Origin of the sequence: Microlunatus soli (assembly GCF_900105385.1) — a bacterium.
GTDB lineage: Bacteria > Actinomycetota > Actinomycetes > Propionibacteriales > Propionibacteriaceae > Microlunatus > Microlunatus soli.
In genome coordinates this window covers 4,407,816-4,433,261 of record NZ_LT629772.1, presented here as the reverse complement: position 1 = coordinate 4,433,261, position 25,446 = coordinate 4,407,816, and the positions used below count along the sequence as shown (strand labels likewise).

Genomic DNA, 25,446 nt, shown 5'->3' with positions numbered 1-25,446 from the left:
GGCATGGTCGACTCCGCCGACGCTGCACCCAAGCAGCTCGAGATCGCCTTGGACCGGTCCAGCCCGGTGCCGTTGTATCACCAGCTCGCGCAGACGATCGAGGCCGCCATCCTGTCCGGCGAACTGCTGCCCGGTGACCGGCTGGAGAACGAGTTGGCGATGACGACCCGGCTCGGGTTGGCGCGGCCGACCGCCCGGCAGGCGATCGGCGAGCTGGCCCGCAAAGGGCTGGTGGTCCGCAAACGCGGGGTCGGCACCCAGGTGCTCAGTGCCCGGATCAACCGGGAGACCCGATTGTCCAGCCTGTACGACGATCTGGAACGATCCGGCCGCCGACCGCAGACCCGGCTGTTGAGCTTCGAGGTCGGCCCGGCCGACGACGAGATCCTGACTCCCCTGCTGGAGTCATCCGGCGAGCTCGACGAGTCCGCCGAATACCTCCGGGTCCGGCGGCTGCGGATAGCCGACGGCGTACCGCTGGCGATCCTGACCAATCATCTGCCGGCCACCATCGGCCTCACCGAGGCCGATCTACGGACCACCGGCCTGTACGCCGCGCTGCGGTCCCGCGGGATCAACCTGAAGGTCGCCCACCAGACCGTCGGCGCCCGATTGATGACGCCCGACGAGGCCGACCTGCTCGACGAACCGCAGCCGGCCGCTTGCCTGACCGCACTGCGGGTGGTCTACGACGACACCGGCCGGCTGGTCGAGATCGGTCAACACGTCTACCGCGCCTCGCACTACTCACTCGAGGTTTCGCTGGCTCCATGATCATCAGATCCGACCTGCGACCCAGCTGATCAGTCGCCGCAGATACCGCTTCAGGACCGAGGCATCGGTATAGGGCGCGAGATTCTCGGCCAGCTGCAGGCCGAGCACACCGCCGAGAGCGAGCATCAGGCCGACCACGCCGATCAGGACGACCACGAACACCGACCGGCGTACGTGCTGGGCCGGCGCGTGCTGGACCGGGAACCGTCCGGATGCCTGCCCGGACGATCCTTGCGATGCACGGCCCGGCGTCGTACGCCGGATCGAGCTGGTGAAGATCGCGCCGAGGACGGCGGTGGCGGCACTGACCAGCGCCGCACCCACGACGGTGCCGCTCACCCCGAGCCGGGTACCGAGGGCGGCGGCCACCATGGCGGCAAGAGCGCCGCCGACCGTCTGACTGATCGACAGCCCGAACGGCCGGTGCTGTGTCTCCGGCGGGGTCAACGGGTCGCGTCGGCAGTCGGCGCGCCGCTCGGGGCAGCGCCGCTCGGCGGTTGTCCAGCACCGCCGGGTGCGTCGCCGCCGGTCGGTTCGGTGCTGGTGTCCACCGGTACGTCGAGGGTGACCTTCAGCCCCTTCTTGATACTGCCGGTGACCTTGCCGAGTTGATGCTGACCGCCGTCGTCACCGAACACGTTGTCGTTGTCCAGCGAGACCTGCTTCAGGTTGGTCACCGACTGTTCGTAGCCGGCTTCGGCGTAGACCCGATCGCAGGCCTTCTGCGGCAGCGCGACCTGGGAAGTTGCGATCGCCTTGCCGGCGTCGGTGATGCTGTCGGCGTCCGGGTAGACCTCGAAGTGGATGTGCGGCCAGCGACCCGAATAGCAGGCCGGGAAGATGCTGGTGAAGGTCACCCTGCCGTCGGCGTCGGCGAGCTGGACGCCGCGCAGATAGTTCTCCTCGGTGAGGTTGTCGGCATACATCGAATACTGGCCGTCCCGATCGCAGTGCCAGACGTAGACCGCGACCCCCTCGAACGGGGCGTCCTGTGACGTCATGTCGAGGATGGTCAACTGCAGCGTCATCGGCACGCCCTCGGCGGTGGCACTACCGGTCCCGAAGCTGGAGCGGATGTCACTGCGGACGATGCCGCTCTCCTCCAGCACGTCCGGCCCGTTGGAGCCGTCACCGGGATACGGCCCGGCGGTCTCGTCCGGGATCTCGGTCATCGTCGACGATCCGTTGGTGGCGGCGTCGGCGACCGCTCCGTCGGAGGCACCGCAGGCGGCCAAACCGGCGACGGCGGCGCCGGTGCCGAAGAGCGCCAGCACACGGCGCCGGTTGAGCAGGGTGCCGACGTCGAAGCTCAGCCCCTGGTCGACGAGTTCCTCGTCCTGGCGCGGCAGTCGTCTGCCCTGATAGCTGCGTTCCGTACGATCCGGGATCGGCATGATCATCTCCTTCGGTTGCCTGGCGATGGACACCGAAGGTAGGCAGCGCTGCTGTCCGCCTGCTGTGCGGAACGTGTCAGGACGTCATGTCCGGGCCGCCGCGACTCGAGGCCGGACGATGATCCAACCCGAGCAGGAATCCCGTTCCCCAGGTCAGATGCATCACGGCCAACACCAGCGGCAACCGCAACCTGGCCTGCGGGCTGAGATCGCGCGCGGCCAGCGTCCCGACCATGATCAACAACGCGTACCCGAGCGGCGCCAGCCAGCCGAGCTTCAAGATCAACTTATCGGTCAGCAGCCCGACCACGCCACCGGCCGTTCCGACGCCGATACCGAGCACGGTGAGCGGCGGTGCGAGATAGCGCAGCCCGGCGGTGTCCGGGTGCCGGCGGACCACCTCGCGGCGCCACCGGCCGGTCTGCAGATACTGTGCGGCCAGCGCGCGGTAACTGGACCGGGGCCGATAGGTGACCTTCAGGTCGGGCGAGAACCAGATCAACTCGCCGGCTTTGCGGAGCTGATAGTTCAGCTCCCAGTCCTGGGCCCGGTGCATGCTCTCGTCGAAGCCGCCGACGGCCAGCAGCGCCTGCTTGCGGAACACACCGAGATAGACCGTGTCGGCCGGTCCGGCCGGCGAGTCCTCCAGATGGAACTTCGAGCCACCGAGCCCCAGTCGCGAGGTGTAGGCGTAGGCGACCGCCTCCTCCAGCGGGGTCCGGCCCTGGGCATCCATCACGCCGCCGACATTGGCCGCTCCGGTCTCGTCGAGCAGTTCGACGGCCCGCTTGATGTAGCCGGCGGTCAGCTCGCCGTGCCCGTCCACCCGGACCACGATGTCGTGCTCGGCGGCGGCGATCGCCAGGTTGAGCCCGCTGGGCGTCCGGCCCGTCGGGTTGCGGACCACCTGCAAGCGATCATCGGCCGCCGCCAGCTCCGCGGCGATCGCCTCGGTCCGATCATGGCTCGGCCCGACCGCCATGATCACCTGCAGGTCACCGGAGTATTCCTGATCAAGGATGCGGCGGACGGCGGCGGCGAGATGACGTTCCTCGTTCAGGATCGGCATCACGACCGAGACACCCGGATAGTCGATGAGCACGGGCGCCATTGTGTCAGGCGTCCGGGATCACGATCATCAGGCCGAGCAGACCGAGTCCAGTTCCGCCCCTGCTTCCTTCTTGGGCGCGTCCTTCTTGGACGCCGGCGAGCTCGCACCGCTGTCGGTGGGCTGCGCGTCGGTGGACTTCGGAGCGTCAGTCGTGTCGGTGCCCGAGGAATCGCCCTTCTGCTGTTGCCCCTCTTGCTGTTGTCCCTCTTGCCCTTGTTGCTTGGCCCGCTCCTTGGCTTCCTGCGCTGCCTTCTTCTTGGCTTGCTTCTCGGCCTTGGCCTTCGCCGCGCCCTCATCGGTCGCCTTGTCGACCGACTCAGCGGTGATCCGGTGCATCGCCGCGAAATCCGGGCTGCCCGGATAGACCAGCGGGGGTACGAAGGAGACGCTGGCGATCTTGGTCTTCTTGGCCTGCTGCGCCAGCTCGATCAGTCGGTTGATCTCCGACGGCGGCACATCGGTCTCCATCACCTGCTTGCCCGCCTTGGCGATGTTGTTGAACTTGGTCAACACCGTCACCGGATCGAGCTGGTTGAGCATTGCGTTCATCACGCACTTCTGGCGGGCCATCCGGGCGTAGTCGGAGTCGGCGTGCCGGGACCGGGCGTACCACAGCGCGTGGTAGCCGTCCATGTGCTGCTTGCCCGGTTCGATGTAGTGCTTGACCTTCTCCCCCGGCGTCTGGCCGCCGATCGGCAGCCGCGAGTTGACGGTCAGCGTCACGCCGCCGACGGCGTCGATCAACTTCTGGAAGCCCTTCAGGTCGACCATCGCGTAGTAGTTGATCTTCAGTCCGGTCGCACCTTCGGCGGCTTCCTTGGTGGCCTGGGCGCCCGGATTGCGCACTCCGGGATAGAGGTCCTTGTGCTGCATGGCGTAGGTGTAGACCGCGTTCAGCATGCAGGTGTGATCGGCACAGCCGTAGCCGTCGGGGAATTTCTTGTGCAACGGCGAGGAATCCGGGAACGGAACGTCCTCCATGTTCCGCGGCAGGCTGAACAGCACCGTGCGACCGGACTCGACGTCGATGCTGGCGACCGTCATGCTGTCCGGCCGCAGCCCGACCCGGTCCTTGCCGGCGTCGCCGCCGAGCAACAAGACGTTGATGCGACCGGCCTTGACCGCACTGTCGCCGCCGCCGGCGAACACCGAGGCCATGAAGTCGCGTTGGGACGACACGATCGACGCGCTGGCGAACATCGCGCCGGTGACCAGGAAGACCAGTGCCGTACTGAGCATCGCGAATCCGAGCCGGTGGTTGCGGGCCAACTCGGGCGGCCGACTGATCCGCCAGGCGTCGATCATCAGCAACGCCCAACAGATCCCGACCAGCACCAGCACGCCCTGCAGCATCCGCAGCGGCACCGAACTGGAGAACAGGGTGATGAACGCGCCCCGCCAGATCAGCGCCAACAGGGCCGACACCAGCACCAGTCCGACCAGCACCGCCCAGGTGCGCAGCGCGATCCGGCCGACCCGTTTGTTGCCGGCGGCCATCTGGGCGGACCCGGGCAGCACCAGCGTCATGAACAGAAAGGTCAGGCCCCGTCTCAGCTTGATCGTCTCGCTGCGCCGCTGTACCGAAACCGCTGGCGAACGTTCAGGGTCGGTGGTCGAGGGGTCTCGGCGGGGCGGCAGCGTGGCTGAGGTCACCGGCGGGCCTTTCGTATCGGACGCCCGGAGTCGGCGAACAGCACCGACCGGCAGCGGAGGCTGCGCAGCTGGGTGGATGTTCGAGTTGTCCGGCGCCGTGTTCTGGGGAAGGTATCCGTACGCAGACCCGCTCGGTCGGCCTGCATCCGGATGGCTCCCAGTATCGCGACCGGAGGCGTACTCGGCGCGTCCGCCACGCCGGACAACACCGATTGGTCGCCGATGATCATCGGCGACGCGCTTATCGGGCCATCACGCTCTGTTCAGGATCCGCCGGTACGTTGGGGCTCATGGCACCCGGTCACGACGACGACCTCGACTGGCTCTATCAGCGCGACAAGAAGCCTGGATCCGAGCCGGAGCCGGAGCCTACCCGGGTGCTGCCGGCCAGCGACGTCCCGCCTGCGGGCGGCCGGCCCGACCGTCCACAGCAGCCGCCGCGGCAGAGCTGGGCGGACCAGCAGGGCGCTCCCGACCAGCGGCGCCGATCGGATCAACCGGATTGGGGCGACCAGCAGGGTGGCTCCGGACAGCCGCCGCAGTCACCGCCGGCGGCAGCGCGCCCGGTCAAGCCGCGGCCACCCAAGCGGCCGGGCCGCAAGGTGCTCGCGGTCGTCGGCATCCTGGTGCTGGCCCTCATCGTCTGGCTGATCGCGGTGCCGATCTATGCCTGGAGCCACGTCGACCGGGTCGCCTACGAGCCGAGCGGCGACCGGCCGGACGACCAGCCCGGGACGACCTACCTGCTGGTCGGCAGCGACTCCCGGTCCGGGCTGACCAAGGCTGAGAAGAAGAAGCTCGGCACCGGGTCGTCGGCGGGCGGGCGGACCGACACGATGATGATCCTGTATGTCCCGCCGGGCGGCGAGCCGGCATTGATCTCGCTCCCCCGGGACTCGTTCCTGGAGATCCCCGGGCACGGATCGAACAAGCTGAACGCCGCCTACTCCTTCGGCGGCCCGAAGCTGCTGACCAAGACCGTGGAGCAGAACACCGGGCTGCGGATCGACGAGTACGTCGAGGTCGGCTTCGCCGGGTTCGTCAATGTGATCGACGCGATCGGCGGCGTCGAGGTCTGCCTGAAGAAGCCGATCAAGGACAAGGACAGCCACATCAACCTGAAGGCCGGCTGCCAGAACCTCGAGGGCAAGAACGCGCTCGGCTACGTCCGGATGCGCAAGGCCGACGCCGAGGGCGACCTGGGCCGGGTGAAGCGGCAGCGTCAGATGGTCAGCGCGATGGCGAGCAAGGCGGCATCGCCGGCCAGCGTGCTGAATCCGGTCCGCTACTGGAAGCTGGCCAACGCCGGCACCGATTCGCTGGCGGTCGGCGAGAACACGTCGATGTTCGCGATGCTGCGGATGGGCCTGGCGATGGGCAAGGTGTCCAGCAGCGGCGGCCTGACCCTGACGGTGCCGATCTCGAACCCGGACGCGTCCACCTCTGCCGGGTCGTCGGTGCTGTGGGACGACAAGGAGGCCAAGGACATGTTCGGCCAGATCGCCCGCGGCGACACCAGCGGTCTCAAGCAGTACCTGAAGTAGTCGTCCCACTGGGCTCCGGGACCCGGATCATCAGGGCTCCCGGCTCGATCTCGGCCACCAGGCGACGGCAGGACCCGATGGTGTCGCCGTCCAACTGGTATTCGTCGGGCTCGGTCAGTTCGACGACCACTCGGCGACCGGTCAGCTGATCGATGCGGTCCTCGGCCCGCTGCTTGCCGGTGATCAATCTGCTGGCCAGCGCGATCCAGTGCCGGATCCGTTTCGGACTGGCCACCAGGACGTCCAGCAGACCGTCGTCCGGTTCGGCACCGGAGATCAGCTCGACGTCGCCTTGGATGGCACCGACGTTGCCGACCAGGCAGATCTTCGCTTTCCGTTCCAGCGCCGGGTGATCATCGACCGTCACCCGCATCTGGCGCGGCCGCCGTTGGAGCTGTTGGGTGGCCGCGACGACGTAGGCCAGCGAGCCGACCTTGTCCTTCAGGTTGCTGTCGGTGTTGCTCATGATCGCCGCATCCAGGCCGATGCCGGCCATCACGGCGAACCTGTCGGTCTCGGGTGCGTCGTCGGTGGTGATCGCGACGACGTCGAGGCTGCGTTCGGTGCCCTCGAAGGCGACCTCGATCGCGGCCTGTTCCTGCAGCGGAATGCCGAGGTTACGAGCCAGCAGATTGCCGGTTCCCTCGGGTACGACGCCGAGCGGGATCCCGGAATCGGCCAGTCCACCGACCGCAGCCCGGACCGTGCCGTCGCCGCCGGCCGCGATGACCAGGTCGACGTCGGCAGCCCTGGCATCGGCTGCCATCCGGCGGCCCGGGTCGTCCTCGGTGGTCTCCAGCCAGAGCGGTTCGGCCCAGCCGCTGTCGGCGGCCCGGGTGTTGATCATCTCCCGCAGTCCGTCGCCGATCTTGATCGGGTTGTAGATCACCGCGACGCGACGCTGTGTGCCGTCACCGGAGGTTGGCTCGGTCATGGCTGATCCCCTTCTCGACGTGTCGACGAGGTCCTGGCCGAGTCATGGCCGCGGACGACAGCGGGTCTCAGCGTGTCACACCTTCGCTCAACTCTCGCGTTGTTCGAGGAATGCCGCCGCCACCCGTTTCGGGGCACGATCCAACCAGGCGTCGGTGATGACCTCGGTCGACTCCTCGGCCCCGATCGTCGACAACCGCAGCAGCACCGCGGGATAGCCGTCGAAGTGCGGAATGGTGAAGAACTTGTCCGGCTCGCTCTGCAGCAGGGCCTCCTTCTCGCCGTCGTCGGCGACCCGGACGCCGAGGATCTCACCGTCCGGCGCCGCGGCCCCGAGTGCCTCGCGGTCGCGCTTGCCCAGGGGGCGTTCCCAGACGAAGCCGCGGTCCTTCACCCGCCACATCACCGAACCCCAGGAGACCTTCTCGCTGGTCTCCGGCAGGCTCATCGCGATCCTCCGCACATCCTCGAGCGTTGCCATAGCCGCAGCCTACGGCGGTTGGCTACCGTGGTCGAACATTCGGCGGACCGGAGGATGATCATGGTACGACGCGACCCCGATGAGGTGGATCTGCTGGTGGTCGGCGGTGGCAAGGCGGGCAAGTCGCTGGCCATGGACCGCGCCGCAGCGGGCTGGTCGGTGGCCATGGTCGAACGGGACAAGATCGGCGGCACCTGCATCAATGTCGCCTGCATCCCGACGAAGTCCTTGGTCGGGTCGGCCCGGACGCTGACCGACGCGCGGCACGCCGACCTGATGGGGATCGAGCTCGGCGGCGAACCACGGGTGGTGTTGGCCGCGCTGCGCCGACACAAGGAGTCGGTGGTCGGCGGCATGGTGCAGGCTCATCGGCAGCTGTTCGCCGACTCCGGGATGGATTTCATCCTGGGCACGGCCCGGTTCGTCGGTCCGCGGACCGTCGAGGTGGCTGCCGAGGACGGATCCACCCGCCGCATCCGGGGGCGCGACGTGGTGATCAACACCGGCACGACACCGGCCCTGCCGCCGCTGCCGGGCATCGAGGACACCGAGATCTGGACCTCGGAGAGCATCCTGCGGTTGGAGCGGCTGCCGGAGCGGCTGCTGATCCTCGGCGGCGGCTACATCGGGTGCGAGTTCGCGTCGATGTTCGCCCTCTTCGGTTCCCGGGTGACGTTGGTCCAGGGCCCCGATCAGCTGCTGCCCCAGGAGGATCCCGACATCGCTGCCGAGATCACCGAGATCCTCACCCGCCAAGGTGTCGAGGTGCGGACCGCTGCCCGCGCAACGTCGGTCCGACGCGAGTCCGATCATGGTTCGGTCCTCCTCACTCTTGTCGACGGCTCGGTGCTGGACGGCGATGAACTCCTGGTCGCCACCGGTCGGGTGCCGGTGACCACGGAGCTCGAGCTGGACGCCACCGGAGTCACCGTGACCGATCGCGGCTTCGTGTCGGTCGATGATCATCTACGCACCACGGCCGAGCATGTCTGGGCGGCCGGTGACGTGGCCGGTGGGCCGCAATTCACTCATGCGTCCTGGAACGACTTCCGGATCCTGCGCGCCAATCTGACCGGTCAAGACGTCTCCACTGAAGGCCGACTGATCCCGTACACGGTGTTCATCACGCCGGAGTTGGCTCGGGTCGGCCTGACCGAGACGCAAGCCCGTGCGGCCGGCCGCAACTTCAGAGTCGCGAAGATCGGAGTAGCGGCGATTCCGCGAGCCAAAACACTGCACGACAAGACCGGCACCTGGAAGGCCGTGGTGGATGCCGACACCGACGAGATCCTCGGCGCTTCGCTGCTCGGTCACGACGCGGGCGAGGTGATCGGCACGGTGCAGTTGGCAATGATCGGCAGGTTGCCCTATCAGACGATCCGGGACGCGGCACTCAGCCATCCGACGATGAGCGAGGGCCTCAACCTGTTGTTCGACACCTTGGGTTCGGAGCCACATCGACCATGATCAACGCTCGTGGTCGGTCGCTGGACGGCCGGCCTCCTGAGTCTCGGATCACCAACTGTGGAAGGGCTTTTCGGGCAAGCAGGATTGTCAGAGGTCACGTCTAGGGTCGTAGACATGATCGATGGCAGCGGGCTGATGCGGCACAGCCTGACGTCGGACGGGCTCGACCCGTCGACGTTGGGTGACGCCGAGCTGCTGGATCAAGTGAATTCGTTCCGTTGGTTGGAGCGCGCCGGGATCAACAGCAATCTGATCTTGGCCGCGATCTGGGCCGACCGCTGCCCCGCCGACAGCATCGATCCCTATCAGCTTGGGGTTCCCGGTGGTGATCGCCCGATCCGGCCCGGTGGCGACGGCACTCCGGAGATCGCACGGTTCGCCGTCACCGAGTTCGCCGCCTCCGTGGGCAAGTCGACCGGCAGTGGTGAGCTGATGATCGCCGACGGCCTGGACCTGCGCTACAGACTTCCCCGCCTCTGGGCACGGCTGACCCGTTACGAGGTCGACGGCCGCGACTGTCAGACCGTCGCCCGGCAGACCCGCCATCTGACTCCCGAACAGGCGCTCGCGGTGGACGCGTCGATCGCTGACCTGATCGGACGCTGGTCCTTCGGCCGGTGGATGAAGCATCTCGAGGCCAAGATCATCGAGGTCGACGCCGACAATTACAAGCGTCTCGCCGAAGAAGCCAAGAAGGAGATCGGCCTCTACCTCGGGCAGAGCAACGATCACGGCATCAAGACTCTCTACGGACGACTTCCTGCACCGGTAGCGATCCGGCTGTATGCGCAGGCCGACCGGGTCGCCGACATCCTTGCCCGGCGCGGGCATACCGGTTCCAAGGGCGAGCGGCATGCCGAGGCCCTCGACATCATGACCCGCCCGTTGGAACATCTCCGGCTGCTCGCCGAGGACACCGCACCAACCCTGTTCGATCCCGACCTCGATACCGACGACGACTCACTGCTGCCGAAGCCGTCGACCGCCGCTGGCGCCGGGACCGATGTCGCCCAGGACGAGCCGGAGCCGGAGCCCGACGACTTCGACGACACCGGCGATGAGGTTCCGGTCGGCCCGTCCAGATTCCCGCGCATTGATCAGGATCGTCGTCTTGCCGAGTTGGCGATCAAGGCGATCGGTCAGATCGACCCGGTGAAGCTCCGGCCGAAGGCGACGCTGTACGTGCACATCGCACGGGAGACGTTGGAGAACGGTCTCGGCGTCGCGCGGGTCGAAGACGTCGGCCCGATGGTGTCCAGCCTTGTCGCCGACTGGCTGCGGTGTTGCGACGTCACGGTCAAGCCCGTGATCGACCTCGCGGCCGATCTGGCGCCGGTCGACTCGCACGAGATCCCCAAGGCCATGCGCGAGCGGATGTATCTGAAGTATCCCGGCAGCGTCTTCCCGTTCTCCGGCTCCGTCGGACGCCGTGTTGATCTTGATCACAGCATCCCCTTCACACCAGGGATCCCTGCCCAGACAGCAGAATCCAAACTCGGCCCGGCCGGACGACGGGAACACAACGTGATCACCCACGGACTGTGGCGACGCCGACAACCAACGCCCGGAACATTCGTGTTTCGGGCGCCGCACGGCAGAGTCTTCCTCGTCAACCACACCGGTACCTACGACCTCGGTCGTGGATCATTCGCCCAAACGATCTGGCATGCCGCCGCGCCCCCATCACAGACCGCCGACTGATTGCTACAGCAGTACGCACACGCGCCTTCAGCGCGCCCGCCGGCCGCCGGTCGATTGAGCCGGCGATCAGAATGACGACCGGCTCGACCTGGGGTCGATTTCCGACCCGGAGGAGCGAGCCGGGCGTGAAAGTCGTCGTGTGAGCTTGGGGATGGATTGGCTTCCCAGCGAGTGCTGCGGGTCGGGGAATTCTCATCGACTGCACACCGGGGCGCCACAGCAGCTGGACAGATTCGGCCGATAGCCTGCACAGTCACTGGATCGCAATACAGTCACTCCAGGAACTGGATGTGGATGGCTTTGATGGCGAGCCATTCCAGCAGAGGGGCATGAGAGAAGAGAACCGAACATGATCTTCCTATTCCGTCGCAGAAGCCGGAAGCACCTAGGTCTCCGAGGAGTCGCGATCGCGGCCGTGCTGGCATTGGCTGCCGTTCCCTATGCAGTCGCCGGCCCGACCGATGCGCCCAGCGGTGACGCCGCGGACAAACTTGCGGCAGTCCCCCAGGGCAAGTCTGCGCCACCCGGCGAATACGGGTCGGATACCTACTACTCCTCCGACGCAGAGGAGGCCGCCCTCCACGCCATCGCGGATGTTGCCGAGTCGGTCGACGCTGTCGGCTCGGCGCGAACGGGTGTGGATTCGATGCTCGTCCGCGTCCCTGCTGGCGCCCGAGTGCCCTCTGACATGATCGTCGGAGCGTTCACGGTGCATTTTGAGGCAAGTCGGTTCACCGTGGAGTCTCTCTACTCGCTGCGGAGTGCAGTCGGTGCAGCCGGCGACCGGGCTGCGGCTACCGGTGAGAAGTCCAACTTCGGATTCGGCTACGACGCGCAGCAGGATCTGCTCGTCGCGTCTGGAACAGTGCCGCCCTCGGTGACGGACCTGGCGCAGTCTCGGCCCGCAAGTGGTCTGTCGATACACCAAACTTCCTCAACCGATGACGGACGCGTCTCGTCGTGAGGCGCATCATGTCCCGATGCAGTCGTCGTCCCCGGACATCGCGCGAGAGATCCAGGCGAGACTGGACCTGATCCGGTCGACATCCGGCGAGTCGTCCGGACGCAGGGCCTGCGCTTCGAGCGTCACCCGGCCTGCGTAGCCGCGAGACCGCAACCCGGCAAGGAATCCCTGCAGATCGAGCTTGCCCTCATCGGGATGCAGATACTGCTGGCCCTGTCCCCACGGCAGATGGGGATCGACGAGATCCTTGAGGTGGACGTGATCCACGCCGCCGGTCGTCCAGAGTCGCTGATCGGCGACCACCTGCTCGAGTTGATCATGCATCGCCAGGAACGCCGTGTCAGCAGTGATTCCGACCCGTGGGTCGGCAGCGACGCATCGGGCGACAACGTCCACCGGTGTCTGCTCGCGGCAGAGCAGCGTCTCGATCGAGAGCTGCACGCCATGATCATCTGCGATGTCGGCCAGTCGGGGCAGCACGGCAAGTTGCTGATCGATCCGGGCGTCCGAATCGGGCAGTCCCCACAGATGCAGCACCACCAACTCGGCGCCGATCGCGTGCGCGAAGCGACAGTTCAGGTCGAACAGCTCGGACGCCCGCCACCGTTCGTCGGCCGACTCGGTGACCAACGCCGGGCCGATCGACTTCGCCGCATGAAGGACCGGCATCCGTGCCCCGGTCGCGATCAAGGTCCGGAGTACCTCGTCGGCGCGTTCGGACCAGCCGTTGTAGAACATCACCTCGAAGCTCGTCCCGGGCAGCGCGCGCATCCCGTCGGCCACCAGGTCTGCCGACGATGATCCGGACCGCGGGAAGAACGCACCGGTGGAACACAACGGCTCCCAGCTCTGCACGGCGCCAGTGTGGCACGGCGGTCGGTCGACGACGCACGCCCGGTGGTCGTGTTCTCTCGGATCTCCGAATGCCTGGCGGCGTTCATTGTGCAGCAGCAGTGGCCCCGTCCCCCCGGGAAATGGGCCGGGTCGGGCCCAGTGCTGCGACGTTCTTCGCGCGGTAGGAGTCGTCGAGCACCGCCTGCTACGCCGCCATCACGCCGGACAGCGACAGGAACTCCTGCCGGGAGCGCGGGTCGGTGCGCAGTCGTCCGAGCAGGGTGGAGGTGACGGTCTGAGCGCCGATCGCCTGCACTCCGCGCAGCGTCATGCAGGAGTGTTCGGCCGACATCACCACACCGACCGCCCGGGGGCGGAGTTGTTCCTGCAACCAGTCGGCGACCTGCTTGGTCAGGCGTTCCTGGGTCTGCGGTCGGCAACCGAAGTGCTCCACCACCCGCGCCAGCTTGGACAGTCCGAGGATCCGCTCGCCGGGAAGATAAGCCACGCACGCGCGGCCGACGAACGGCAGCAGGTGGTGTTCGCAGACCGATCGCAGCGGGATGTCGCGAGCCAGCACCAACTCGTCGTACCCCTCGTCGTTAGGAAAGGTGGTCAGGTCGAACGGCCGTGGCGTCAGCATCTCCGCCCACGCCCGCGCCATCCTGCCCGGTGTCGCCCGCAGACTCTCCGAATCCAGCGACAGCCCCAGCGCCCGGAGGAAATCGGCCGCGGCGTCCTCGGCGCCGGGCAGGTCCAGCCGGTCGGCCGGCTCTGCCACATGCAGTGCCGGCGCCGGTTGCTCATCGGTCCCGGCGCTCATCGGGCCCCGACAGAGGTGCCCGATCGACCGGACCGACGCAACGGTCTGTCGTAGCTGCGCGCCAGTTGGCCGAGCGCCAGCGCGGCGACCATCAGCCCGACATCACGCAGCGCGACATCGAAGTAGCCCGGGAACGTCAGGTAGTTCACGATGATGCCGGCCAGCCACAGCGCGACGACGTAGGCGGCGTACCGCGGCTTGATGGCGACCATCACACCGGCGAACATCTCGATCCCGCCGACGACGTGCATCGCGATCTGGGCGGAGAACGGGAGCACTCCGACGATCCACGGAGCGAAGTAGGCCGGCCAGTCGGTCAACAGGTTGAAGAACTTGTCCAGCCCCATCAGGAACGGGAGTGCGGCGAACCCGACCCGAAGGATCCAGAACGCCCCGAAGGCCGGTTCCTGACGCAGCCTCCCCCACAACCCCGTATGCAGGCCGGCATCGACCGGCGGGTGAACAGATGCCGAAGTCATCTCGAGCTCCTTCTAACAACAACGCCAATGTTATTTAGAGTTTCGCTCCACCCTTCGAGGTTTGTCAACAGGCGTTGGTGATAGAGTTCGGGCCGTGGCCGACGATGGGACCGCGGGCGATGACTGGGCGGGGCTGAACGCGCTCAGCGACCCGGTTCGGCGCCGGCTCTACGAGTATGTGGCCGCACACGACACACCCGTCCGCCGAGAAGAGGCGGCCGCGTCGGTCGGCATCAGCCGCACCCTGGCCGCCTACCATCTGGACCGGCTCGCCGATGCCGGGCTGCTGGCCACCAGCTATGCCCGACCCGCCGGTCGGGGCGGACCCGGCGCCGGCCGTCCGGCCAAACACTACGAACGGACCCAGGACGAGGTCGCGGTCACGGTGCCGCCGCGGACCTACGGGCTGCTCGCCCAGCTCCTCGCCGCCGCGGTCGCCCAGGACCGGACCGGCGAGGTCACCTCCGCGTTGATGGAAGCCGCTGCCGAAGAGGGCCGCGCCGCGGGTGCCGAGGGCACCGACCTGCTGACAAGCCTGCGCGTACGGGGCTACGAACCGGTCGTCGGCACCGACGGCGACATCGACCTGCGGAACTGCCCGTTCCACCAGTTGGCCCAGCAGCAGACCGAGTTGGTCTGCCAGCTCAACCACGCGCTGCTGCGCGGCTGCCTCGCCGGACGCGACGAGGATCCTCGGCGCGCCGATCTGCACCCGCGCCCCGGGCGGTGCTGCGTGGTCATCCACCCGGCAGACCATTGATCACGCCGGCCCCGAGCCTTGGCTCCGCCGGCCGGGGAGTTCAGTTCTTCAGCAACTGGCGGGCCATCACGATCCGCTGGACCTGGTTGGTGCCCTCGTAGATCTGGGTGATCTTGGCGTCCCGCATCATCCGTTCCAGCGGGTAGTCCTTGGTGTAGCCGTAGCCGCCGAGCAGCTGCACCGCGTCGGTGGTGATCTCCATCGCGACGTCGGAGGCGAAGCACTTGGCGGCAGCGCCGAAGTAGGTCAGATCGGCGTCGTTGCGTTGCGACTTCGCGGCCGCAGCGTAGGTGAGCTGACGGGCGGCCTCCAGCTTCATCCCCATGTCGGCGATCATGAACTGCAAGCCTTGGAAGTCGGCGATCGGCTGGCCGAACTGCTTGCGCTCCTTGACGTAGCCCTTCGCGTAGTCCAGCGCTCCCTGGGCGATCCCCAGCGCCTGCGCGGCGATGGTGATCCGGGTGTGATCAAGGGTCTTCATCGCCGTCACGAAGCCGGTGCCCGGCGCACCGATCATCCGCGACGCGGGGATCCTGACGTTGTCGAAGTAGACCTCGCAGGTCGGCGAGCCCTTGATGCCGAGCTTCTTCTCCGGCGCGCCGAACGACACCCCGGCGTCGGCCTTCTCCACCACGAAGGCGCTGATCCCCTTGGTCCGCGCATCGGGATCGGTGACGGCGAAGACGGTGTAGAAGTCGGAGACACCGGCGTTACTGATCCAGCGCTTGACGCCGTTGATCACGAAGTCGTCGCCGTCGGCCACCGCCTTGGTCGTCATGCTCGCCACATCCGACCCCGCCTCGGGCTCGGACAGACAGTACGACGCCATCGACTCCCCGCTGGCCAGCTTGGGCAGGTAGGCCTGCCGGATCTCCTCGCTGCCCTGGTTGATCCAGCACAGGCTGGCCAGTTTGTTGACCGCCGGGATCAGCGAGCTCGACGCACAGACCCTGGCGATCTCCTCGATCACGATCACCGTCGCCAACGCGTCGGCCCCGACCCCGTCGTACGCCTCCGGCACATGCGGTGCATGGAAGTCGGCGGCCCGCAACGCCTCGTAGGACGCCTTCGGGAACTCCGCCAGCTCGTCGGCCTCGGCAGCACGCGGCGCCACCTTGGCCTCGCACACCTCGCGAACGGCGGCGCGGAAGGCATCGTGCTCGTCATTGGGCCGGTACATCTCGGAGAAGTCGCTCACCCGTTCAGAGTAGACCAGCTTGCTACTCGCGAGTAACCCCCGAATCGGACGGCCGGTCCGCAACCACCTCCAGCACCGTGACGGCGACCACGCCGGGCTCCAGACCGGACTGCCGCAGCGCGTCGCGGACCGCTCGGCGTACTGCCCTGCCGACGGCGAGTGCGGACCCGTCGTGGTTGGTGGTCAGATCGACGCTCACGTCGACGGATCCGTCGCGGCGTGGCCGGATATCGAGCCCCGGAATCCCCGGGCGGACCAGCCGAGCGACCGCGGGTGTGGCGCGTCGAACGGCGTCGGCGGTGATCGACGCGACGGCTCGCCGCAGCGTCGGTTGCAGCCGGTCGACGCCGTCGACGGCGAGGATCAGACTCTCCAACCGGGCCGCCAGCTGCGGGTCCCTCGGATCAGTCGTCATGGACGTCCTCCACACTGATGTCGACGCGATCCAGCTCGAGGCCGGTCCGGCCGGTGACCCGCCCGGCGATCCGATCCCGGAGGATCTCGATCACGTCCAGGATCGCCGAATCGGCCCGGACGCTGACGGTCACGCTGAGTGCGATCCGCGCCGCCGGCGGTTCGGATGATCCGGTGTCGAGGGTCGCAGGGCCGTTCTGGGTGATCGGCGTCACCCGGACCCGCCGAGCACGCACCGCATCGACATCGTCGGCGGCCGCCAGTACAACCTCGGTCACCGCGCGCTCGGTGATCGCCAGTTCGGGATCCTCGGGCTGGATCTGCTGCTCGGGCTGGACCTGCTGCTCGAGGGGGATTCGGCGCCCCTGCCGGATCTCCTGCCGCGCGATGTCCATGATCGCGGTCTTGACCCGACCGCTCGGCTCGTCGGTGTCGTCGGACAACCGGTGCTCGGAGTTGACGGCATCCTGCAGCCGTTGCAGATCGGTTCGCGCCTGCCGGCAATGCTCACAGCTTCGTTCGTGCTGGTCCGGCGGCCGACCCAGGCCGGCCCAGACCTCCTCGATGGTACGGCCGCAGTCCAGCTGCGGCAGGTCGTCGGCTACCGCCATGGTGTCATCCCCTCGGCAAGCTTCTGACGCGCTCGCGCGATCCGTCCACGCACCGTGCCGTGCGTGACGCCGACGATGTCGGCGATCTCTTCGTAGCTGCGCCCGTGATCGGCGTACAGGGTCCAGCACAACCGCAGGTCCTCGGGCAGCTGCTCGATCTGTGCCCTCAGTGCTGTCGCGGTCGCGCGTTCCTCGGTCAGGGTCGCCGGGTCCCGCAGATCCGCACCGTGGCCACGGTTGTGTTGGTCCTGATCCAGCAACTCAGGATCTGCCGGATCGGTGGGCCGCCGGTCGCGGGCACGCAATCGGTTCAGGGTGGTCCGGGTGGTGATCTGGTAGACCCACCGCGGAAACGCCGCTGGGTCGGACAACCCGGCGACCTGACGCCAGACGGTCACCAATGCGTCCTGGACCACGTCCTCGGCCGCACCACGATCGCGCAACATCCGCAACGCCAACCGGAACAGCGGCCCCTGATAGCGATCGACGAGCCGTTCGAAGGCGATCACGTCGCCGTCCTGGGCCCGCGCGACCAGCGTGACATCGTCCAGATCGGGCCGCCGGCTCGGCGACTCACCCATCGGACCCGGCGAGCACGGCGTGCCCGGACGAGGTCGGCGAACCACCGACCGTGACCCGGACGGCGACCCGGTCGAGCTCGGCGTCCAGACTGCTGGACAGGTCGGCGGAGATCCGCTCGACCGCCTGCCGGGTCACCTCGGCCGGCGTCGCTCGGTCGTCGATCCGCAGCTCGGCGGTGACCTGGGGATGCCGCGCGGTGCCGCGTACGGCGATGTCGGCGCCCTGGATCCCCGGCAGTTGCTCGACCCTGTCGGCCAGCGCGGCGGCGATCACCTTGCTGTCGCAGTTGATCAAGCCTCGGCGGGCGTCGTCGTGCAACCCGAACAGCGGCGCCGGATCGCGGCGGGGCAGCTGGAAGATCAGCCAGCCCAGCGCCATCGCGGCCACCAGCAGTCCGCCGACACCGATCAGGACCGTCGGGACCGGTTCGGTGAACATCGACCGGAGTCGGCCGGAACCGAACACCGTGCTCCCCGGACCGGGCGGGCTCACGGTGATCCCGGCAGCTCGCGCGATTCTGTCGCCCAGCCCGAGCCCCAGGCAGATCGCGATTGCTCCGGCAAGCACCAGCAGCAACCCGACCACCACCAACCAGAACCGGTTGGTCGAACCTGTCGACCGTCGTCGCATCATTTCTCCATCCGTTTGCTTCGTGGGTCCCGATCGGCCGATCCGGGTCGGAACTCCACGGGGTGCGGTGCTCGATCACAGCACTGCACCTTCACACCTGTCGTACTACGACGCGGGGTCGCGGTGATTTCTCCAAGGCGGTCTCGGCCAGCAGATGCTCGACCGCAGCAGCGATCTGCTGCCGGACGTCCTCGGTGTAGCGGGTCGCCGTCCGGGCCTGGATCACGATGCGACGGCCGTCGACCGAGGTCTGCACCCGGTCCACACCGTCCACCGAGCCGACCCGGGCATTGATCAGACGCGCGAGGGCGCGACGCGGCACGACCCCGTCGAGTCGACGAACCGATCCTGCTCCGATCCGGTCGGCGCTCAGTTGCAACACGTCGGGTCGACCGGGCCGTAGCGCCGCGATGATCAAGATCAGACCGACCACGACCGCAACGACGGCGGCCGTCAGCAGCACCGCATCGTTCCACCGCAGTCCGGACAGCCAGGACAGTACGACGGCGGTCGTCCGGTCCGGACTCCCGGTGGCCAGCCGGTATCCGGCCGCGACCAGGGCTGCGACGCCGATCGCCAACAGCACCAACGCCGTGATCGTTGCGGGTACCACCCGGCTGGGCCGATGCCGTTGCGGCAGTTCGGTGCGCCCGCTCATGCCAGCACCCTGCCGCCCCGGCCGGCGGCCGTCCGGCCGGACGACGCCGCGGCGGTACCGTCGACGACCAACGCGACCACATCGACATCGACCCGGGTCACGGTGACTCCGGAGAGTCGTTCGACGTTACGGGTCAGTTCCTGTTGGACGCGCAGCGCCAACGCGGCGATCGGCGCCGGAAACCCGACCCCGAGTTCGACCCGCAACGTCGCCGTCCGACCCGCGACCTCGGCGGTCACCTTCGGCCGGGCCGAGGCATCGGCATGTGCCCCGATCCCGAGGAACCCACCGCCTCGGCCGGCCGTGCCGGCGATCTCGGCCGCCGTCTGCGAGGCGATCTTCTCGATCACCCGATTGGCGACCACGACCCGACCGCGCTGCGCGGCGGGCCGTCGTTCCAGGCGTCCGTGCCGCGGCGACTGCGGATCGGCGAATCGACGGTCACCCGGCTGGACGGCCGGAACCGTCGTTGTCATCGCCGCCCCGTCCGTCCGAGCACTGCCTGAAGGTCCAGCCGGCCGTCCAGGATCCGCCCGATCACCAGACCGACGGCTGCCAGCACAGCGACCAACAGGAACGCGCCGAATCCGCCGAAGGCGGCGACGACGCCGAGCACCAATCCGACCAGCAGGCCCCAATGAGTCCCGGACATGATCAACTTCCCATCTCAGACGTAGGTCGACCGGTCATCGTCAGGCCAGTTCGCTGGACTGCTCGGCTGCCGGGGCGTCGTCGTCCTCGGGCAGATGGACGTCGGTGACGTTCACATTGACCTCGATGACCTCCAGCCCGGTGGCCCGCTCGACGGAGTCGATGATGTTGGTCCGGATCCCCTGACTGACGTCGACGACGGAGGCGCCGTATTCCAAGATCACGCTGACATCGACGGCCGTCTGGCGCTCGCCCTTCTCCACCGTCACACCGCCGGCAACGTTGGTCTGGGACCCGGGGATCCGTTCGGTGAGTGCGTTGAAGGCGCGCCGGACGGGGTTGCCCATCGCGAAGACGCCGGGCACCTCACGGGCCGCGATCCCGGCCAACTTCTGCACCACGGTGTCGGCGATCGTGGTGTCGCCACGCTCGGTGTGCAGCGCATCCAGCTGCTTGCGCTCCGGTTCGGTGGTTGCGGGCGCCTCACGGCGCGCCTCGTCGGACGTCTTCGGCAAGCTGCTGGCAGTGGAGTCGGTCATCTCTGTTCCCTTCGCACATGGAGTGTTCTGCAGGTCAGGACACCGTCGGTCACCGATCGTCACGGATCCGGTTCGGGTCGGTTCACCGGGCTGCCGCACCACCGGTCCCCAGATGACCCGACGACCACTCACCGAGCCGGTGGCTTAACCGGTAAAGTCACCGCTCATGCGAACGCTCTCTCTCACCTCCGACAGCGCGGCCGGTGTGAACTGGACCTTGACCGCTGCCGGCGATGTCCCCGGCGAGTGGTCCGAGCTGGCGAAGCGGACCTTCGCCGCGACCGTTCCCGGCGAGGTGCACACCGATCTGTTGGCCGCCGAGGCGATCCCGGAGCCGTTCGACGGTGCCAACGAGGCGCGTCTGCAGTGGATCGGCCGGACCGACTGGGTCTACCGGTTGGAATTCGACTGGCAGCCCGGGTCGGAGGACCGGCACGATCTGGTGGCCGAAGGGCTGGACACCTTCGCGACGGTGACCCTGAACGGCACCGAACTGGGCAGCACCGCGAACCAGCACCGCAGCTACCGATTCGATGTCGGCGCCGCGTTGCGGCCGGGACCCAATGAACTGGTGATCACCTTCGCTGCCCCGTCGATCGCGGCCGAGGCGGCCGAGCAGGATCTCGGCGCGTTGCCGGTCGCGTATCCCCATCCGTACAACGCCGTCCGCAAGATGGCCAGCAGCTTCGGCTGGGACTGGGGTCCCGATCTCGCCGGTGCCGGCATCTGGAAGCCGATCAAGATCGAATCCTGGAGCTCCGTCCGACTGGCGGCGGTCCGCCCGCTGGCCACGGCGGAGGGCTCGACCGGCGTCCTGCAGGCCGAAGTTGATCTTGAATGGTCCGGTGCGGAGTTCATCGATCAGCCGGTCACCCTTGCCGTCGAGGTCGCCGGCCAGTTGATCGAGGCGCCTGTGGCCCACCGCGCCGGGCACGCGACACTACGGGTCGAAGTGCCCGACGCCGACCTGTGGTGGCCGCGCGGCCACGGCGACCAGGCGCTCTACCCGACCGCGATCCGGCTCCAGCTGGCCGGCGACGTGGCCGACCGCTGGGACGGCCGGGTCGGCTTCCGGACGATCACCCTACGGACCGAACCGGACGCCGTCGGCACCGACTTCGTGATCATGGTCAATGATCAACCGGTCTACATCAGGGGCTACAACTGGATCCCCGACGATGCCTTCCTGACCCGGCTGAACGCCGACCGCTACCGGTCGGCGATCATGGACGGCTACGACTCCGGCGCCAATCTGCTGCGGGTCTGGGGCGGCGGGATCTTCGAGAGCCAGTATTTCTACACCGTCTGTGACGAGCTCGGCATCCTGGTCTGGCAGGACTTTCCGTTCGCCTGCGCGGCCTACAGCGAGGACGAACCGCTGCGCACCGAGGTGGAGGCCGAGGCCCGACAGGCGATCACCCGACTGTCGGCCCATCCCAGCCTGGCGATCTGGAACGGCAACAACGAGAACATCTGGGGCTACGTCGACTGGGGCTGGCGGCCGCAGCTGGCCGGCCGGACCTGGGGCAACGGTTACTACCGCGAGCTGTTGCCGAAGCTGGTCGCCGAGCTCGATCCACGGACGCCCTACTCCGCCGGCAGCCCGTACTCCTTCGACGACTACCTCCATCCCAACGATCAGCGGCACGGCTCGATGCACATCTGGGACGTCTGGAACCAGGTCGACTACACCCACTACGCCGACTACCAGCCGCGATACGCCTCGGAGTTCGGGTTCCAGGGCCCGCCGGCCTGGTCGACCCTGACCTCGGTGGTCCATGATCAACCGCTGGACCCGTACGGGCCGCAGATGCTGGTACATCAGAAGGCCGGCGACGGCAACCTCAAGCTGGAACGCGGCCTGGGTGATCATCTTCCGCACTGGCGCACCGAGCCGGAGATCGCGATCGACGACTGGCACTGGCTGACCCAGCTGAACCAGGCCCGGGCTGTTCGTTTCGGCATCGAGCACTTCCGCAGCCTGGCTCCGGTGAACAGCGGCACCTGTGTCTGGCAGCTGAACGACAACTGGCCGGTGATCAGCTGGGCGGCCGTCGACTACGCCGGGATCCGCAAACCGCTGTGGCATGCGCTGAAGAGTGTCTACGCCGACCGGCTGCTCACCGTCCAACCGCGCAGCGACGACCACGGTGATCAACAGCCGACCGTGATTGCCCACAACGACAGCGGCGAGGCCTGGACCGGAACGCTGATCATCACCCGCCGATCGATCGGCGTCGGCAGCGCTGTGTTGGCTGAGCAGACCGTCGACTTCCACGTCGGCCCGCGGGCCGCTCTGACGATCGCCCTGGACACCGACATCGTCACCGCCGGCGATCCGGCAGCCGAGTTCATCGAGGTCCGCACCGAGACCCCCGAGCCGAGCACCGAGGCCGCTGAGCCTGTCGAAGGGCATGCCTACTGGTATTTCGCCGAGGATCCGGCGCTGCCCCTGACCGCACCGACGGACGCCTACAGCAGCTCGGTCGAGGCCTCCGACGGCGGCTACCGGGTGACGGTCACGGCCACCGCGTTGGTGAAGGATCTGGCCCTGTTCCCGGACCGGCTGGACCCGGCCGCCCGGGTGGACAGCTGCCTGATCACCCTGCGAGCAGGCCAATCCCACACGTTCACCGTCAGCGGAGCCGGCGAACTGGACCGGGCCGCGCTGACCGCAGTGCCGGTCCTGCGCTCGGTGAACGAGATCGTCACCGGTACGGTGACACCATGATCGAACCCATTCAGCCGCAAGGCAGCCCTGCCCCCGCCGTCCCGCTGAGCCCGGGCATCAAGGCCGGCGACTTCCTGTACGTCTCCGGTCAGGTCGCGACCAACGACGACGGCTCGATCCTGATCGGTGATTTCGCCGCCGAGGTGAACGGTGCCATCGACAACGTGCTCGCCGTCGTCGAGGCCGCCGGTGGCAGCATCGACCAGGTCATCAAGATCAACGCGTTCCTCTCCAACGCCGCGTCCTTCGGCACCTTCAACGACCTGTACGCCGCCCGGCTGGGCAATGTGCCGCCGGCGCGTACGACGATCGTCACCGGCTTCGGCAACCCCGACGTCCGGGTCGAGCTCGAGGCGATCGCTTACCTCGGTTCCTGACCCTCAGCCTGAATCCACCGACGTGCGGCGTAGCGAGCGGCACCACACGGGTGCATCGCCAAGGCGCCGGCGCGCGGGCGGTCTGGTTGACCGTTAAGCGTCGGCAACGCAGGCGATGTGCCCGTGTGGGGTCGCGCAGTAGCCGCACATCGGTGGATTCAGGCTCAGCTGTAATCCCGGGTTCGGGTCCGCCAGCAGACGATGCTGCGGTCCGTGACCCGCTGACCGAAGGACAGGTACGACCCGTCGGCCAACGAGACGCTGCTCGGGTTGGCCTGATCCTCGGTCGGGCCGGCGTTGAACACGCCGATCTGCCGGTAGCCGGTCCATGGCCCGGACGGATCGGTGATCAACGCCGCATAGGTCGGCCGCTGGGCCTGCAGGATGTTGCCGAAGGTGATCAGCACCGACCCGTCCTCGGTCGGCAACAAATGGTGCGACGAGGTCGGCAGATCGGTCACCTCGGGCGCCGACCAGGTCCGGCCACCGTCGGTCGACCGGACGATCCGGGACATCCGTTCCGCGCCGACGGCGGCGTAGTAGGTCCGGATCACCATGATCAACTCGCCGGTGGGCAGCAGCACCAGGTTGGGTTCCCGGTTGTAGTTGGCCGCCGTGTCGGCGATCGCGGTGACCTCGTCGGCCGCGGCGAAGGTGCGCCCGCCGTCGGAGCTGCGCGCAATCCGGGCACCCGATCCGTAGAGCGGCTGCAGGATGTCGCCGTCGGCCAACTCGACCGCCGGCCCGTGTTCGTAGGTCCCCGGCTTGCTGGATTCGATCTTCGCCTCGGTCGGGAAGGTCACTCCCCCGTCGGTCGAGCGCAGCACGAAGGTCCCCACGTTGGCGCCACCGGTCGACCAGTCGGTCCGGAAGATCGACAGCAGCAGCGTGCCGTCCCGCAGTTGGGTGATCTTGGGATCGCGGTTGTCGTAACTGCCGGCGACCACCGTCTTCGGTTCGGTCCAGGTCCTGCCCTCGTCGGTCGAGCTGACCAGCCGGATCACGCCGTTGGCCTGGGTGTGGCCGGTGGCGGAGTGGTAGACCGCGATGATCTTGCCGTCGGCCAGCCGCACCGCATCGGGGAAGCGGGCCTGCCGCGCCGGGTCGCTCTCCTGGGCGACGACCGCGGTCGGGATCGGCGGGTAGGACTGGGTCCGTGCCTGCGCCGACCGCGACAGTCCGGTCGCCCGCTCGGTGATCGTCACCGTCACCGGCTGCAGTCCGATGTCGGTCTCCTGCAGCGCCGCGGATACGGTCAGTCGGCCGGGCCGCCCGCTGATCACGGCGTCGCGCCAGCGGCCGCCGACGTGGACCCGGGCGGTCACGTCTTCGGCAGTGACACCGGGCTGCCGGATCCGGGCGGCCGGAGTCGCCGACGGTGGTGCGCCGGTGGTCAGCGAGGTGATCACGTCCGTTGCCGCCACGGCGTTGTCGGTCGCCTCGGACGAGACCCGGTCGGTGCTGGCCAGATCGTCGAGATAGAGGTCGGTGCCGGTCGCAGCTGCCAAGAACTCGATGCCGGTGATCGAATCGATCGTCTCGATCCGGTCGGTGCTGCGGAAGACGAACTCGCCGACGGTCAGCACGATCGCCTGTGCCGTCGCCGTCAGCTCTATCCGGGTCGGTTGGTCCTGGTCGGTCAGGTCAGGAATCGCTCCGAGCTGCCGAGTGCCCTCCGGGCCGCTGATGCTGACCTGGGCGGTGGCACTGCGTCCGTAGTTGTAGAGCGGGCCGACGGTCAGTCGATAGCCGACCGCGTCCTGACCATCGGCGGTGCTGCCGTGGATCGCGATCCGGAACGGCTGCACCTGATGCGGAGCAAGATCAACAGCGAATCGGCGGGCCGGTGCGGCCGGATGCTCGAAGATCACCGCACTGTCGGCCGCCGCGCTGCCCCGCAGCCGGACCGCCCGGTTCCCCGTTGCCCCGAACGGCGCCTCGGCGACCGTGACGTCGCCCCGGACGGTGGCGTCGGCGGGTGCGGCGCCGACGGGTTCGTCGTCGAAGGTGCGGATGGTGTCCCCCGTTGTCGTCCGTGGCCGGCCCGGCTCGGCCGTTGCCGGTGTCGCCGTCAGCGCCAGCGGCAGCAGTCCGACGGCGGGTGCGAAGGTGATCAAGGTACGTCGCCGCATGGTGG

Annotated in this window: 27 protein-coding genes; 8 read left to right on the top strand and 19 right to left on the bottom strand. The window is 68.0% G+C overall.

Going from position 1 to position 25,446, the window contains the following annotated elements:
* Positions 1–3 precede the first annotated feature (3 nt).
* Positions 4–774 carry a GntR family transcriptional regulator gene (locus tag BLU38_RS20230; protein WP_091527238.1) on the top strand — a complete coding sequence of 257 codons (771 nt, stop codon included), beginning with the start codon at positions 4–6 and terminating at the stop codon, positions 772–774.
* 3 nt (positions 775–777) lie between these two features.
* Here BLU38_RS20230 and BLU38_RS20225 read toward each other — a convergent pair whose 3' ends face one another.
* The 4 genes from BLU38_RS20225 to BLU38_RS20210 form a co-directional block, all read right to left on the bottom strand.
* Positions 778–1,221 carry a hypothetical protein gene (locus BLU38_RS20225; RefSeq protein WP_091527237.1) on the bottom strand — a complete coding sequence of 148 codons (444 nt, stop codon included), beginning with the start codon at positions 1,219–1,221 and terminating at the stop codon, positions 778–780.
* Entirely contained in the window at positions 1,218–2,168 is a 951-nt protein-coding gene (locus BLU38_RS20220) for an intradiol ring-cleavage dioxygenase (RefSeq protein WP_231919950.1), read from the bottom strand. Before BLU38_RS20220 ends, BLU38_RS20225 begins: the two co-directional genes overlap by 4 nt.
* A gap of 76 nt (positions 2,169–2,244) precedes the next feature.
* On the bottom strand, positions 2,245–3,237 hold the full coding sequence (locus tag BLU38_RS20215) for a glycosyltransferase family 2 protein (protein ID WP_231920421.1): 993 nt from the start codon (positions 3,235–3,237) through the stop codon (positions 2,245–2,247).
* A gap of 69 nt (positions 3,238–3,306) precedes the next feature.
* Complete coding sequence (locus tag BLU38_RS20210; protein WP_091527234.1) at positions 3,307–4,806, bottom strand: LCP family protein; 1,500 nt, start codon at positions 4,804–4,806, stop codon at positions 3,307–3,309.
* A 416-nt stretch (positions 4,807–5,222) separates the two neighbouring features.
* Between BLU38_RS20210 and BLU38_RS20205 the strand changes: the two genes are divergently transcribed.
* Complete coding sequence (locus BLU38_RS20205; protein ID WP_091527233.1) at positions 5,223–6,476, top strand: LCP family protein; 1,254 nt, start codon at positions 5,223–5,225, stop codon at positions 6,474–6,476.
* Here the strand turns inward: BLU38_RS20205 and BLU38_RS20200 are convergent.
* Positions 6,457–7,410, bottom strand: coding sequence for a diacylglycerol/lipid kinase family protein (locus BLU38_RS20200; protein WP_091527232.1), 954 nt, complete (start codon positions 7,408–7,410; stop codon positions 6,457–6,459). The two genes, BLU38_RS20205 and BLU38_RS20200, sit on opposite strands and share 20 nt — an antisense overlap.
* Positions 7,411–7,497: 87 nt before the next feature.
* Positions 7,498–7,890 (bottom strand): MmcQ/YjbR family DNA-binding protein, encoded by a 393-nt coding sequence (locus tag BLU38_RS20195; protein ID WP_091527231.1) that lies wholly within the window; start codon positions 7,888–7,890, stop codon positions 7,498–7,500.
* Between the two features lie 54 nt (positions 7,891–7,944).
* On the opposite strand from BLU38_RS20195, the gene BLU38_RS20190 reads away from it, so the two are divergent.
* The 3 genes from BLU38_RS20190 (at position 7,945) to BLU38_RS20180 (ending at position 12,022) form a co-directional block, all read left to right on the top strand.
* Positions 7,945–9,357, top strand: coding sequence for a dihydrolipoyl dehydrogenase family protein (locus BLU38_RS20190; RefSeq protein ID WP_231919949.1), 1,413 nt, complete (start codon positions 7,945–7,947; stop codon positions 9,355–9,357).
* 57 nt (positions 9,358–9,414) lie between these two features.
* A complete protein-coding gene (locus BLU38_RS20185; protein ID WP_157683585.1) occupies positions 9,415–11,058 on the top strand; it encodes a 13E12 repeat family protein in 1,644 nt (547 codons plus the stop codon).
* A gap of 349 nt (positions 11,059–11,407) precedes the next feature.
* Positions 11,408–12,022, top strand: coding sequence for a hypothetical protein (locus tag BLU38_RS20180; RefSeq protein ID WP_091527229.1), 615 nt, complete (start codon positions 11,408–11,410; stop codon positions 12,020–12,022).
* Between the two features lie 6 nt (positions 12,023–12,028).
* On the opposite strand, the gene BLU38_RS20175 is transcribed toward BLU38_RS20180, so the two are convergent.
* From BLU38_RS20175 to BLU38_RS20165, 3 genes are all read right to left on the bottom strand, one after another.
* Positions 12,029–12,877, bottom strand: coding sequence for a sugar phosphate isomerase/epimerase family protein (locus BLU38_RS20175; RefSeq protein ID WP_091527228.1), 849 nt, complete (start codon positions 12,875–12,877; stop codon positions 12,029–12,031).
* A 184-nt stretch (positions 12,878–13,061) separates the two neighbouring features.
* Positions 13,062–13,679 (bottom strand): GTP cyclohydrolase I, encoded by a 618-nt coding sequence (gene folE / locus BLU38_RS20170; protein ID WP_091527227.1) that lies wholly within the window; start codon positions 13,677–13,679, stop codon positions 13,062–13,064.
* Positions 13,676–14,158, bottom strand: coding sequence for a DoxX family membrane protein (locus BLU38_RS20165; RefSeq protein ID WP_091527226.1), 483 nt, complete (start codon positions 14,156–14,158; stop codon positions 13,676–13,678). Before BLU38_RS20165 ends, folE begins: the two co-directional genes overlap by 4 nt.
* A gap of 94 nt (positions 14,159–14,252) precedes the next feature.
* On the opposite strand from BLU38_RS20165, the gene BLU38_RS20160 reads away from it, so the two are divergent.
* Positions 14,253–14,918, top strand: a complete 666-nt coding sequence (locus BLU38_RS20160) for a helix-turn-helix domain-containing protein (RefSeq protein ID WP_231919948.1) — start codon at positions 14,253–14,255, stop codon at positions 14,916–14,918.
* A 40-nt stretch (positions 14,919–14,958) separates the two neighbouring features.
* Here the strand turns inward: BLU38_RS20160 and BLU38_RS20155 are convergent, their stop codons facing one another.
* The 9 genes from BLU38_RS20155 to BLU38_RS20115 all read right to left on the bottom strand — a co-directional run bounded on the left by BLU38_RS20155 (position 14,959) and on the right by BLU38_RS20115 (position 20,201).
* On the bottom strand, positions 14,959–16,098 hold the full coding sequence (locus BLU38_RS20155) for an acyl-CoA dehydrogenase family protein (RefSeq protein ID WP_091532825.1): 1,140 nt from the start codon (positions 16,096–16,098) through the stop codon (positions 14,959–14,961).
* A gap of 40 nt (positions 16,099–16,138) precedes the next feature.
* Positions 16,139–16,531, bottom strand: a complete 393-nt coding sequence (locus BLU38_RS20150; protein WP_091527225.1) for a hypothetical protein — start codon at positions 16,529–16,531, stop codon at positions 16,139–16,141.
* The gene (locus BLU38_RS20145; RefSeq protein WP_091527224.1) at positions 16,521–17,141 is read right to left on the bottom strand and encodes a hypothetical protein; all 621 of its coding nucleotides are present in this window, start codon (positions 17,139–17,141) and stop codon (positions 16,521–16,523) included. Before BLU38_RS20145 ends, BLU38_RS20150 begins: the two co-directional genes overlap by 11 nt.
* Positions 17,132–17,722: an RNA polymerase sigma factor gene (locus BLU38_RS20140; RefSeq protein ID WP_091527223.1), complete on the bottom strand. Its 591-nt coding sequence runs from the start codon at positions 17,720–17,722 to the stop codon at positions 17,132–17,134. The genes BLU38_RS20145 and BLU38_RS20140 overlap by 10 nt, the downstream gene beginning before the upstream one ends.
* On the bottom strand, positions 17,715–18,356 hold the full coding sequence (locus BLU38_RS20135; protein ID WP_091527222.1) for an Asp23/Gls24 family envelope stress response protein: 642 nt from the start codon (positions 18,354–18,356) through the stop codon (positions 17,715–17,717). The genes BLU38_RS20140 and BLU38_RS20135 overlap by 8 nt, the downstream gene beginning before the upstream one ends.
* 88 nt (positions 18,357–18,444) lie before the next feature.
* Positions 18,445–19,011 (bottom strand): DUF6286 domain-containing protein, encoded by a 567-nt coding sequence (locus tag BLU38_RS20130; RefSeq protein WP_091527221.1) that lies wholly within the window; start codon positions 19,009–19,011, stop codon positions 18,445–18,447.
* The gene (locus BLU38_RS20125; RefSeq protein ID WP_091527220.1) at positions 19,008–19,487 is read right to left on the bottom strand and encodes an Asp23/Gls24 family envelope stress response protein; all 480 of its coding nucleotides are present in this window, start codon (positions 19,485–19,487) and stop codon (positions 19,008–19,010) included. The genes BLU38_RS20130 and BLU38_RS20125 overlap by 4 nt, the downstream gene beginning before the upstream one ends.
* Positions 19,484–19,663, bottom strand: coding sequence for a DUF2273 domain-containing protein (locus BLU38_RS20120; RefSeq protein ID WP_091527219.1), 180 nt, complete (start codon positions 19,661–19,663; stop codon positions 19,484–19,486). The genes BLU38_RS20125 and BLU38_RS20120 overlap by 4 nt, the downstream gene beginning before the upstream one ends.
* Before the next feature lie 40 nt (positions 19,664–19,703).
* Complete coding sequence (locus BLU38_RS20115; RefSeq protein ID WP_091532823.1) at positions 19,704–20,201, bottom strand: Asp23/Gls24 family envelope stress response protein; 498 nt, start codon at positions 20,199–20,201, stop codon at positions 19,704–19,706.
* A gap of 166 nt (positions 20,202–20,367) precedes the next feature.
* Here BLU38_RS20115 and BLU38_RS20110 point away from each other — a divergent pair, with 166 nt between their 5' ends.
* Both BLU38_RS20110 and BLU38_RS20105 read left to right on the top strand, forming a co-directional pair.
* Positions 20,368–22,932 carry a glycoside hydrolase family 2 protein gene (locus BLU38_RS20110; RefSeq protein WP_091527218.1) on the top strand — a complete coding sequence of 855 codons (2,565 nt, stop codon included), beginning with the start codon at positions 20,368–20,370 and terminating at the stop codon, positions 22,930–22,932.
* Positions 22,929–23,309 (top strand): RidA family protein, encoded by a 381-nt coding sequence (locus BLU38_RS20105; protein ID WP_091527217.1) that lies wholly within the window; start codon positions 22,929–22,931, stop codon positions 23,307–23,309. Before BLU38_RS20110 ends, BLU38_RS20105 begins: the two co-directional genes overlap by 4 nt.
* Before the next feature lie 164 nt (positions 23,310–23,473).
* On the opposite strand, the gene BLU38_RS20100 is transcribed toward BLU38_RS20105, so the two are convergent.
* Positions 23,474–25,441, bottom strand: a complete 1,968-nt coding sequence (locus BLU38_RS20100; protein ID WP_091527216.1) for a sialidase family protein — start codon at positions 25,439–25,441, stop codon at positions 23,474–23,476.
* Positions 25,442–25,446 lie beyond the last annotated feature (5 nt).

Excerpts from the sequence above, each read along its gene's own strand:
- BLU38_RS20230 (WP_091527238.1), top strand. The coding sequence starts at position 4 with ATGGTCGACTCCGCCGACGCTGCACCCAAGCAGCTCGAGATCGCCTTG.
- BLU38_RS20220 (WP_231919950.1), bottom strand. The coding sequence starts at position 2,168 with ATGCCGATCCCGGATCGTACGGAACGCAGCTATCAGGGCAGACGACTG.
- BLU38_RS20215 (WP_231920421.1), bottom strand. The coding sequence starts at position 3,237 with ATGCCGATCCTGAACGAGGAACGTCATCTCGCCGCCGCCGTCCGCCGC.
- BLU38_RS20210 (WP_091527234.1), bottom strand. The coding sequence starts at position 4,806 with ATGACGCTGGTGCTGCCCGGGTCCGCCCAGATGGCCGCCGGCAACAAA.
- BLU38_RS20205 (WP_091527233.1), top strand. The coding sequence starts at position 5,223 with ATGGCACCCGGTCACGACGACGACCTCGACTGGCTCTATCAGCGCGAC.
- BLU38_RS20200 (WP_091527232.1), bottom strand. The coding sequence starts at position 7,410 with ATGACCGAGCCAACCTCCGGTGACGGCACACAGCGTCGCGTCGCGGTG.
- BLU38_RS20195 (WP_091527231.1), bottom strand. The coding sequence starts at position 7,890 with ATGGCAACGCTCGAGGATGTGCGGAGGATCGCGATGAGCCTGCCGGAG.
- BLU38_RS20190 (WP_231919949.1), top strand. The coding sequence starts at position 7,945 with ATGATCATGGTACGACGCGACCCCGATGAGGTGGATCTGCTGGTGGTC.
- BLU38_RS20180 (WP_091527229.1), top strand. The coding sequence starts at position 11,408 with ATGATCTTCCTATTCCGTCGCAGAAGCCGGAAGCACCTAGGTCTCCGA.
- folE (WP_091527227.1), bottom strand. The coding sequence starts at position 13,679 with ATGAGCGCCGGGACCGATGAGCAACCGGCGCCGGCACTGCATGTGGCA.
- BLU38_RS20165 (WP_091527226.1), bottom strand. The coding sequence starts at position 14,158 with ATGACTTCGGCATCTGTTCACCCGCCGGTCGATGCCGGCCTGCATACG.
- BLU38_RS20155 (WP_091532825.1), bottom strand. The coding sequence starts at position 16,098 with ATGTACCGGCCCAATGACGAGCACGATGCCTTCCGCGCCGCCGTTCGC.
- BLU38_RS20150 (WP_091527225.1), bottom strand. The coding sequence starts at position 16,531 with ATGACGACTGATCCGAGGGACCCGCAGCTGGCGGCCCGGTTGGAGAGT.
- BLU38_RS20145 (WP_091527224.1), bottom strand. The coding sequence starts at position 17,141 with ATGGCGGTAGCCGACGACCTGCCGCAGCTGGACTGCGGCCGTACCATC.
- BLU38_RS20140 (WP_091527223.1), bottom strand. The coding sequence starts at position 17,722 with ATGGGTGAGTCGCCGAGCCGGCGGCCCGATCTGGACGATGTCACGCTG.
- BLU38_RS20135 (WP_091527222.1), bottom strand. The coding sequence starts at position 18,356 with ATGATGCGACGACGGTCGACAGGTTCGACCAACCGGTTCTGGTTGGTG.
- BLU38_RS20130 (WP_091527221.1), bottom strand. The coding sequence starts at position 19,011 with ATGAGCGGGCGCACCGAACTGCCGCAACGGCATCGGCCCAGCCGGGTG.
- BLU38_RS20125 (WP_091527220.1), bottom strand. The coding sequence starts at position 19,487 with ATGACAACGACGGTTCCGGCCGTCCAGCCGGGTGACCGTCGATTCGCC.
- BLU38_RS20120 (WP_091527219.1), bottom strand. The coding sequence starts at position 19,663 with ATGTCCGGGACTCATTGGGGCCTGCTGGTCGGATTGGTGCTCGGCGTC.
- BLU38_RS20115 (WP_091532823.1), bottom strand. The coding sequence starts at position 20,201 with ATGACCGACTCCACTGCCAGCAGCTTGCCGAAGACGTCCGACGAGGCG.
- BLU38_RS20110 (WP_091527218.1), top strand. The coding sequence starts at position 20,368 with ATGCGAACGCTCTCTCTCACCTCCGACAGCGCGGCCGGTGTGAACTGG.
- BLU38_RS20105 (WP_091527217.1), top strand. The coding sequence starts at position 22,929 with ATGATCGAACCCATTCAGCCGCAAGGCAGCCCTGCCCCCGCCGTCCCG.
- BLU38_RS20100 (WP_091527216.1), bottom strand. The coding sequence starts at position 25,441 with ATGCGGCGACGTACCTTGATCACCTTCGCACCCGCCGTCGGACTGCTG.